General features: G+C 50.5%; 8 protein-coding genes. 3 read left to right on the plus strand and 5 right to left on the minus strand.

The features are described from left to right. The 3 genes from BGO59_RS36380 to BGO59_RS36390 all read left to right on the plus strand — a co-directional run. A partial coding sequence (locus BGO59_RS36380) for an ATP-binding cassette domain-containing protein (protein ID WP_293692636.1) occupies positions 1–563 on the plus strand: 563 nt, incomplete at its 5' end. A gap of 8 nt (positions 564–571) precedes the next feature. Next, entirely contained in the window at positions 572–1,339 is a 768-nt protein-coding gene (locus BGO59_RS36385; protein ID WP_293692638.1) for an ABC transporter permease subunit, read from the plus strand. Positions 1,340–1,341: 2 nt separating this feature from the next. Next, positions 1,342–2,403: a hypothetical protein gene (locus BGO59_RS36390; RefSeq protein ID WP_293692640.1), complete on the plus strand. Its 1,062-nt coding sequence runs from the start codon at positions 1,342–1,344 to the stop codon at positions 2,401–2,403. A 157-nt stretch (positions 2,404–2,560) separates the two neighbouring features. On the opposite strand, the gene BGO59_RS36395 is transcribed toward BGO59_RS36390, so the two are convergent. From BGO59_RS36395 to BGO59_RS36415, 5 genes are all read right to left on the minus strand, one after another. Beyond that, positions 2,561–3,262 carry an ABC transporter ATP-binding protein gene (locus tag BGO59_RS36395; RefSeq protein ID WP_293692642.1) on the minus strand — a complete coding sequence of 234 codons (702 nt, stop codon included), beginning with the start codon at positions 3,260–3,262 and terminating at the stop codon, positions 2,561–2,563. Between the two features lie 68 nt (positions 3,263–3,330). After that, positions 3,331–3,981 (minus strand): DUF3526 domain-containing protein, encoded by a 651-nt coding sequence (locus BGO59_RS36400; RefSeq protein ID WP_293692643.1) that lies wholly within the window; start codon positions 3,979–3,981, stop codon positions 3,331–3,333. 52 nt (positions 3,982–4,033) lie between these two features. Then, positions 4,034–5,425: an ISKra4 family transposase gene (locus BGO59_RS36405; protein ID WP_293692644.1), complete on the minus strand. Its 1,392-nt coding sequence runs from the start codon at positions 5,423–5,425 to the stop codon at positions 4,034–4,036. A 5-nt stretch (positions 5,426–5,430) separates the two neighbouring features. Then, positions 5,431–6,060, minus strand: a complete 630-nt coding sequence (locus BGO59_RS36410; protein ID WP_293692645.1) for a recombinase family protein — start codon at positions 6,058–6,060, stop codon at positions 5,431–5,433. A gap of 53 nt (positions 6,061–6,113) precedes the next feature. Beyond that, the gene (locus BGO59_RS36415) at positions 6,114–6,824 is read right to left on the minus strand and encodes a plasmid pRiA4b ORF-3 family protein (protein ID WP_293692646.1); all 711 of its coding nucleotides are present in this window, start codon (positions 6,822–6,824) and stop codon (positions 6,114–6,116) included. Positions 6,825–7,015 lie beyond the last annotated feature (191 nt).

The raw sequence follows: 7,015 nt of genomic DNA on the forward strand, positions 1-7,015 counted from the left end.
GCCGCGATAACTGGACCTATCGCGATCAGATTGGCTACATGCCGCAGATCAGTCGATACCCCGAAAACCTGACCATCCGGCAACTGATTCGGATGATGACCGACCTGCGAAAAAAACACGCGGCTGAACTCGACACCGACCTGATCGATGCGTTTGGCCTCCCAACGTTGTACGACAAAACCATGCGGTCGCTCTCGGGCGGAACTCGCCAGAAAGTGGGTGCCTGCCTGGCCTTTCTGTTCAATCCGCCCATTATCATCCTCGACGAACCCACGGCGGGCCTCGATCCGCTGGCATCTGAAATACTGAAAGCCAAACTGTTACGTGAAAAACAGGACGGCAAGTTGATTCTCATTACGTCGCACATTCTCAGCGATCTCGACGGGCTAACCACCGACGTTATGTATATGCAGGAAGGTCGATTGCAGTTCCTGAAACCGGTGGCCTGGCTCCAGCAACAAACGGGCGAAACAAAACTAAACCGTGCCATTGCCCGCCTGATGGAAAACCCGTCGCTCATTGACGATGCGCAGGCCAGCAAACCCAACTTCACGCTCTTCTGACCATCATCATGCTACGTATCACCAAATATGTTTGGGCCGACATTCTGCAAAACCGGGTGGTTTTGGCTTATACGGCCTTTTTGCTGGCGGTTTCGTTTGCGCTGTTCAGCATGGACAGTAACCCGGCCAAAGGGCTGATGAGCCTGCTGAATATTGTGCTGATGGTGGTGCCGCTAATCAGCATTATTTTCACCACCATTCATTTCTATAATTCCTACGAATTTATTGAGTTGCTGCTGGCGCAACCCATTCGGCGTAGTCATCTGTTACTGAGCGAATACGCTGGCGTAGCCAGTTCGCTGACTAGTGCTTTTCTAATTGGCGTGGGTCTTCCGGTAGCGATCTTTGCCGGTACGGCAACGGGGTTGTTTCTGGTGGGTGCAGGCGTATCACTAACGCTCATTTTCGTGTCGGTGGCGTTCTGGGCATCGGTATTCACCCGCGACAAAGCCAAAGGCATCGGCGTTACGTTGCTCCTGTGGTTTTATTTCGTACTGCTCTACGACGGCCTTGTGCTTACCGTACTGTTCTCGTTCAGTGACTACCCGCTCGAAAAAGTCATGCTGGTGTTAACGACGCTCAATCCGGTCGATCTGGCACGTATTGTCGTGTTATTGCAGATGGACGTATCGGCCCTGATGGGGTATACGGGGGCGCTGTATGCCGAACTGTTAGGCAGTACGTTCGGAATCGTTTATGCGTGCCTTATTCTGTTGGTATGGGCGGTGGTTCCTTTGTTGAGTGCTTTATATATGTTTCGCCGAAAAGATTTATGATCATGCAGAAACCGCAACGTTTTCTGGTACCGCTGGCCATGCTTGGTCTGTTGCTGGGCATCCTGAGTGGCTGGCTTCGGCTGGGCTGGAACCTCCCGCTTTCCATAGCCGCTGGCGAACATGGCCTGCTGATGGTGGGTGGTTTTCTGGGTACGTTGATTTCGCTGGAACGGGCCGTTGTCGTTAAAACACGCTGGGCGTTGCTGGTGCCGCTGGTGCAGGCATTGGCCGTAGTGATGCTGTTGTTCGATCAGTTTGCGCTGGCCATCTGGCTGTTTATGGCGGGGGCTATGGGGATGGCTGTTATCATTTATTCGTTTCTGCATCGGTTTCAGGAGCCGTTTTATTACCTGCTTTTTGGCGGAAGTCTCTGTTTGCTGATTGGTCACGTTTTTCTGCTACGTACCCATTTTTACCCAACTGCCGTACCGTGGTGGATGGCTTTTTTGCTCCTCACCATCACCGCCGAACGGCTGGAACTGAGCCGGTTTGTGCCCCTAAAACCCTACCAGCGGTTGCTGTTGTGGCTGGCGTTGGGCGTTTTTCTGGTGGGTGTAGCACAGCCGTTTCACGGATTTGGGCAAAGCCTAACGGGTGTAGGCATGGTACTGGTGGGTGCGTGGCTGCTTCGTTTCGACATGGCACGCCGGTTGCTGCTCCGAACCGGGCAACAGCGCTACATGGGTGGCCTCCTGGTACTCGGCTACGGCTGGTTGCTTGTCAGTGGGTTGCTATTGGCATTGCCCGTTACGTTCCCGTTTGTGTACGACGCTACGTTACACACTTTTTTTACGGGCTTCGTCTTCTCGATGATCTTCGCACACGGTCCGGTCATTTTGCCCGGCGTATTGTCGTTACGGGGCAATTTCTATCGGCCCATGCTCTACGTCGGGGCACTGGGCCAATCGGTTGGCTTATTGACTCGGGTTATTGGGGATATGACTACCGATGCCCCGCTACGTTTGGCTGGAGGGCTTATTCAGGGTTGCACCATCCTGTTTTTTATGGGTTGTATGCTCGTAACCATCCTTCGCTCGGCAAGCAACGTAGCAACGGCTCGCTAATTCTTTGTCAGACGTATTTCTTCCTAATTTTGACATTGCCTCTTCTACTAGTCGAAAGGGGAAAGATAGCTCGTTGGTGCAACCGCCAGGTATGGTGCTTCTGTTTCTGCCCTAAGTGCAGCGCGAGTTTCTACTCAAACAGTAGAAGCCACATCGTTCAGACCGTTTGGAGGTAGATGGCTTCGAGTTCATTGGCTGTCAGATCGCTGGCAGCTAGTGATTCGACCAGGTGACCCGCCCGCATAATACCAATGTGCGTTCCCACTTCCCGCGCCCGGAAAATATCGTGGGTAGCCATCAGAATGGCCGTGCCGGACTGAGCCAAATCCGTGAGAATATCCGAAAACTCGTTGCTGGCTTTAGGATCCAGACCGCTGGTGGGTTCGTCGAGCAGTAGCACTTTAGCCTGTTTGGCCAACGCAATGGCAATGCCCACTTTTTGACGCATTCCCTTCGAATACGTGCCCACCCAGTTGGCGTGGGCCTCGGCATAAAGCCCGGCGCGGCTTAGCAAACTTCGCAGCTCACCCGGCGTGTGGCGGAACCCGGCTAGTTGGGCAAAAAAATCGAGGTTTTCCAGACCCGTCAGGTTCGGATAGAGCATGACCGTTTCGGGCAGGTAGGCCAGAAATTTCTTGGTCTCCTGAGGATGCCCGGCCACGTCCATCCCGTTGATCAGGGCCTGGCCGGATGTGGGTTTCAGAAATCCCAGAAACAGGTTAATCGTGGTGGTTTTTCCCGCTCCATTCTGGCCGAGCAGACAATATATTTCCCCTGGTTGAACAGTCAGATTAAGGGCATCAAGGGCGTGAATTCGGCTAGGAACATACCGTTTGGTTAGGTTGATGGCTTGTAACATGCGTTGTAGCGTTTATAGATGATAAATCGTTTGGCGGAACCGGTACCAGCCTAACCCGGCAAACAGGCTTATGAATAGGAATAAGGGGGCCAAAACAGCAACCGGACTGATGGGTGCCGTGTCGGCAAAGGTTTCGACGGGAAAACCAGCCCAGTTCTCCGCCGAAACAGCGGCATTACTGAAAATTTTGGGGTAGAAATACAGTCGCTTTTTTCATGAAACCGGCCCGTATACTCCAGAAAACGAAGCTGGTTGCCTAGCCCCGACCGGGCCAGTTCGCCCAGTTGAAGTTGGGTATGTAGCGTCGGAATGAATCGGGCCAGAGTCAAGCTGGCGGTCTCGCGTTGACCCAATTTTTGCCGGAGTTCGCCCGCCTGCTCCGCCGATTCATCGTCGCCCAATTGTTGCATGGCGTAATACCATCGCCAGTCGGTGGGCATGGCAACGATGGGAAGCTGCCGAAATTGAGGATAATGGGCATAGAACTTGTCGAACGTTTCTGCCTTAGGCAAATCCCATTTTTCGTGGTATCCTTTACGCTGGGTCAGGGTGGTGGCCTGTGCTTCCGGCACCGGGTAGCGCACCGTTAGGTAATTATTCATAACCGCTGGCATCACAACCAGCAGAACCAGCCAGATACCTAGCAGCAACATCGCGTTGGCACTGGAAGAACGTTGCAGCGAGCTTACCCAAAAGCAGACACTGAACCAGAACAGCATATACCCCACCGACGTCGCTAGGAGAGCATAAAAAAGCCTGGGGTCAGGCAAGTTAAGCAGCCATCGAAATGACCGCGCCCGAGTCCGCCCGAAACTGGGGATACTGTTTCTTAAACTCACCCTCCCAGTCATCATTTAAGACTTTGGTTCGCACTACCAGCATTTGATGGGCTCCCGATTTACTCCATTGCATTTGCTGTTTTTTCGTGAACCACTTGGCCACTACATAATTGACCGTCGATTCAACAAACCCTGTCGAAATTACTTCCCCGTACCGATAGCGTTCACTGTAGTCCACGATCAAATGAGTATTTTGCCGAATGTAGCTTTCCAACTCGCTGATATACCGGATGAGGGGTTTGATCTTGTCGTATTTGGTAGTGGCTTCCTGACGGTGTAGATCGGCATCCCAATCTAGATCATGGATCAGCTCTAACCCTTTGGTCGTGTTGCCGTGCCACAGATGCCACTTCGCGCTTTCTAACCGTTTTTGCATTTTCTCTCCATCCGCATCAACTTTGGTCAAACCCTGTAAATACTGTTGGAGGACCGTAAAACGCATGCTTAGGTGGAACCAGTCCAAAATATGTTGAGCGTTCGGTGTCAGGTAACTTTGTAACTGCCGCAGATTGGCTGCGCCATCGGACAGAAAAACGACCCGCTGATTGCCTTGTAGTCCTTGTTGGTTCAATAACTCAGAAATGCGCTGTTTGGCTTGCTGATCATACCCTTGTACAAAGCCGAAACACTTAGCGGGCTGCTCTGCTGGAACGGATTTGCCCACAATTACTTCAAAACAGGTCTTCTTCTGCGACCAGTCTCGCAGATAGCCCCCATCCACGCCCATAACTAGTGGGCCTTCAGCCTCAGTCACTGCACTTTGGCAGACAAGAAGATCTGCTGGGTTGGTTAAGGGAGCAACGCTTAAATGACTATCGACTTGACGAGCGACCTGTCCCAAATGATTTCGGATAGTAGCGGCATTAAGTTTTTTATCAACTGGCAACACGTCTTTAAGCAATGTAGCGGTTTGTGAATACGATAGCGAGGCAGCCCATTTCGTTTCCAGATAAAGCATTTCCGGTGTAGTACGCTGGGTAAGCAAGGAACGTAATGGGCTCACTGTTTGGGGTTTATCCAATAATTGAAAAACGGTGAATCGAGGACTTCTCAACCGTACAGTACCAAATAGCGTTCTTAGGGTTAGGGGCCGATAATCTTTTAAAACTCGACTGGTTGGTAGCTTGGGTAATGCCTGTGCTAGAAAACAGTTGGCTTGTTGTTGAACGATTTGTGCTTGTAGCGCTTCGAGTAACTGCTTTGATTCAGGGAGCGATAAACCGATGTTGGCCACGTCCTGACACTCTTTATCGAATGCCAAAACAGGCATGGTTTGAAGCGGTTCACCAGAAGCTTCAATGCTTAATGAGATGGTAAACTTCATAGTAGTCAGGGTTTTAGCATTATATACTCATTGACTTTACGAACCGTATTTATCGATATATCGCACAATTTGGCCGTTTTGCGTATACTAAGCCCTGCCCGCAGGTTTCGGGCTACTGAAGTATATTTTTTCAGAAAAATCGTTTTCTCCTCCCTTGTTCCATCAGGGCGACCAATCTTCTTTCCTTGCCGTCGGGCTTCGTCCATGCCCGACAGAATGCGTTCGCGTAGCGTCTCTCGTTCCAAACGAGCGAATTCGGCCAGTAAGGTAAACAGGAACTGGGCCACGGGATTACGCTTCCCATTCCTGAGTGTCTCAATGCCAAAGTTTTGAACGTAAATGCTGACGCCCAACTGGGTTAGCTCTTCGACGACCTGCAAGACTTCAACCGTTGAGCGGCCTAACCGGGAGACTTCGCAAACCAACACTTTCTGAATAGCACCCTGACGGCTCAACAGCAATAATTCCTGAATCCCATCGCGCTCCTGGTTGGTACGCGCACCACTGACCTTCTCCGTAATCTCAGCCACTACCTGTACCGATTGACTTTGGGCAATCGCTCGTAAGTCTTTCAACTGTCGTTGGTAGTCTTGTTCCTTCTTGGATACCCGAACGAAGATGGCGGCCTGTTGCATACCCTAAAGCTACTCAACTGTATCAACTAAACCACTTGGTTATCTTGATACGGTTATGACTCGTCGGAATCATCCTCTAATTCATCGTAACAGCCCTGTGCCTCCCAAAAACCGGAGTTACCTTTAATTTGATACAGTTTTGCCAATTTTTGATTGATCGCTTTCAAGTCGAACCGTTCGGGTTGGTGAGTGAAATACCAGGCCGGCACATTATCTTCTAACGGGTTCTCGCCCGCTAGTAATCGTTCCATTAGTGTTTCTAACCAGTCATACGCCCAATACCGTTGTTCTTCAATTCGGTGAGTGTACACGGTTGGGCCTCCTGTGTCCTCAGGTGGGCAAGCTCGTTTGCCTTCTAAGCAACGTGGATGCCGATAGCGACCATCATCAGGAGTTATGGCTTCGATCCGCAGTTGATGAGCCCAACGGTCGTAATAATCATACAGGTAATGAAACGTGTCATTGGTACGTAGACCAAAATCACCCAGGCGAGTGATCTGGGGAATACCCAGAAACTGATCGCCACCGGTATAATCGATACCATACTGACGCCCAAAAATCTGAAAGTAATGCAAGTGCCAATTGTCCCATCCCATGACTAACTGGACAATATGGTGCAACTGAACCACCGTCGTATCTCCTCTGACGATGAACCGGCGATAGATTTGCGGGTTGATGCCAAGCAAATGAATTTTAAGCTGATAAAGGCACTTGTAGGGTTTGGCTGGAGCTGGTTGTGGAGTTGGGCGTTTTGTCTTTTTCATCAGGGGAAGACAGCTTTCCCTAAAGTATGAAAATCGTCGATTGACCCCAAGCTTTTTTATGCTCTCCTCCCTGCCAATATCGGTCGCTACACTGTCTAGGCCATAGTACTATACAATCGTATAGTGCTATAAAATGTATAGCAAATATAGGTAACTTTGTCACATTAGAAAATAGTAAACAAATAGAAAAA

Origin of the sequence: Spirosoma sp. 48-14, from assembly GCF_001898575.1 — a bacterium.
In the GTDB taxonomy this organism is placed as follows: Bacteria; Bacteroidota; Bacteroidia; order Cytophagales; family Spirosomataceae; genus Spirosoma.

What these genes read in the sequence shown, in the direction of transcription:
- BGO59_RS36385 (WP_293692638.1), top strand. Translation starts at nt 572, where the DNA reads ATGCTACGTATCACCAAATATGTTTGGGCCGACATTCTGCAAAACCGG.
- BGO59_RS36390 (WP_293692640.1), top strand. Translation starts at nt 1,342, where the DNA reads ATGCAGAAACCGCAACGTTTTCTGGTACCGCTGGCCATGCTTGGTCTG.
- BGO59_RS36395 (WP_293692642.1), bottom strand. Translation starts at nt 3,262, where the DNA reads ATGTTACAAGCCATCAACCTAACCAAACGGTATGTTCCTAGCCGAATT.
- BGO59_RS36400 (WP_293692643.1), bottom strand. Translation starts at nt 3,981, where the DNA reads ATGCTGTTCTGGTTCAGTGTCTGCTTTTGGGTAAGCTCGCTGCAACGT.
- BGO59_RS36405 (WP_293692644.1), bottom strand. Translation starts at nt 5,425, where the DNA reads ATGAAGTTTACCATCTCATTAAGCATTGAAGCTTCTGGTGAACCGCTT.
- BGO59_RS36410 (WP_293692645.1), bottom strand. Translation starts at nt 6,060, where the DNA reads ATGCAACAGGCCGCCATCTTCGTTCGGGTATCCAAGAAGGAACAAGAC.
- BGO59_RS36415 (WP_293692646.1), bottom strand. Translation starts at nt 6,824, where the DNA reads ATGAAAAAGACAAAACGCCCAACTCCACAACCAGCTCCAGCCAAACCC.